We start from the raw sequence: 1,942 nt of genomic DNA, 5'->3' as shown, positions 1-1,942 counted from the left end.
CCGGTATTTCGGATCGACGCCCTGGCGCAGTTGTTTATGCGTTTCGCCGTCTGTGGTCAGGATGGTCGGCTTGCCGAAGGGGCGCTCGACCGGCGACGTGCCGACGACCGCCGAGAAGATGTCGGGCGACTTGGCGACGGTTTCGACATCCTTCCAGCGGGTGACGAACCACAGGTTGACCGCCGGCACGAAGGCGACCGGAGCGATGCGCCTCAGTTCCGCATAGATCGGATACGGATCGGCCTCCAGCGCCTCGACACTTATGCGCTCGGCAAAGCTCATGCCGCTGCTCCCGTTCCTGAAAAAGGGCGGCGCCAGGCGCCGCCCTTTTTGCTCATCAATCCTTGAGCGGCTTGCCAAGGTTCTCGAAGGCGATCGGATCGCGGCCCTTCAAGGCGCCTGCCAAGAGCAGGCCGACCACGGCTGCGATCAGTACCAGCGCCGGCAGGAACACGCCGAGGAAGCCGCCCGCGCCTGACAGGCTGCCGAAATTGATGACGATGAGATAGATGATGATCGCGAAAGCGATGAACGTGAGGCCCGGCAGGATCGTAGTCTTCAGCGCATTCTCCTGATGGGAGGGGTTGGCGCGGAAGTACATCACGACGGCGAGCGAGGCGACCGCCATCATCACGATGACGCCGAGCGTGGCGACGTTGGTCAACCACGAGAACAGCGCCAGCACGGGGTCGAGACCGAGCACCGCGAAGAGCCCGACGACGACAAAGGCAAGCACGGTCTGGATGACCGAGGCGACATGCGGGCTCTGATGCGCCGAATGCGTCACGCCGATCGACTGCGGCAGGAGCTTCTCGCGGCCGGCGACATAGATGTAGCGGGCAACCGCATTGTGGAAGGCCAGCACACCCGCGAAGAGGCTCGATACGAAGAGGATGCTCATCGCATGGGTGAGCAAGGTCCCCGCGTAGCGGTCCGACAGGCCGAACAGGAAGGTGGTCGGGTCCTGCAGCGCCTGAAGCGCGGGCAGCAGCTTGTCGACGCCGGCGCCGACCGCCATCAGCCAGGCTGTGACCATGTAGAAAAGGCCGATCAGGATGACCGAGAAATAGGTCGCGCGCGGAATGGTGACCTTGGGGTCGCGCGCTTCCTCGGCATAGATCGTCGTCGCCTCGAAGCCGATGAAGGCGGCAAAGCAGAACAGGATGGCGATGGCCGGCGCGCCGCTGGTGATCTGACTCCAGCTGAACGGTGCGGCCGACAGGCCGCTATCGCCGCCGGTCTTCAGGATGGTGAGATCGAGGATCAGCACGACGACGTATTCGGCAAGCACCAGCACGGTCAGGATCTTGGCCGACAGGTCGACCTGGCGGTAGCCGAGCACGGCGACGATGGCGATGGCGATGAAGCTCCAGACCCACCAGGGCAGCGTGATGCCCCAGCCGGCGAACAGCCCGGCGGTGGCAGCGCCCAGCAAGCCCATGACACCGATCTGCATGGCATTGTAGGAAAGGATCGCGATCAGCGCGGTGGCGCCGCCGGCGAGACCGCCAAGGCCCCTCGCCGCGTAAGCGTAGAATGCCCCGGCATTGCCGACATGGCGCGACATGGCGACATAGCCGACCGCGAACAGGAGCAGCAGGATTGTCACGATCAGATAGGTGCCGGCAAAGCCGGCGCCGTTGCCCATCAGCATGCCGAGCGGCGTGCCGCCGGCGACGGCCGTGAGCGGCGCGGCGGCCGAGATCACCATGAAGGTGATGGCGCCGACGCCAAGGCTGTTCTTCCTCAGCCGGTTCATTTCGCCGGCTTGAAGTGTGGTCATTTTTCCCTCCATTCCGCGCTGCGGAAACCAAGTGCCCTGAGATGCCGAGGGCCTTTTGACGGGCCTTTGTGCATTTCATTATTTGCAACGGCATTTCGATATTAGACTTGCAAAGGAATCGACTTGCTGTCAAGTTAATTCGCACGTTAAGTATCTGAC

Annotated in this window: 1 protein-coding gene and 1 pseudogene; both read right to left on the bottom strand. The window is 63.2% G+C overall.

The annotated features are described in order from the left end of the window. Positions 1-282, bottom strand: a pseudogene (locus tag EN742_RS33470) (cytochrome P450); the annotation flags it as partial. Between the two features lie 55 nt (positions 283-337). Next, positions 338-1,795, bottom strand: a complete 1,458-nt coding sequence (locus EN742_RS33465) for an APC family permease (RefSeq protein ID WP_189375707.1) — start codon at positions 1,793-1,795, stop codon at positions 338-340. Positions 1,796-1,942: the final 147 nt, after the last annotated feature.

Origin of the sequence: Mesorhizobium sp. M4A.F.Ca.ET.020.02.1.1 (genome assembly GCF_004022645.1) — a bacterium.
Classification (GTDB): Bacteria; Pseudomonadota; Alphaproteobacteria; order Rhizobiales; family Rhizobiaceae; genus Mesorhizobium.
This window is presented reverse-complemented; position numbering and strand designations above follow the sequence as displayed.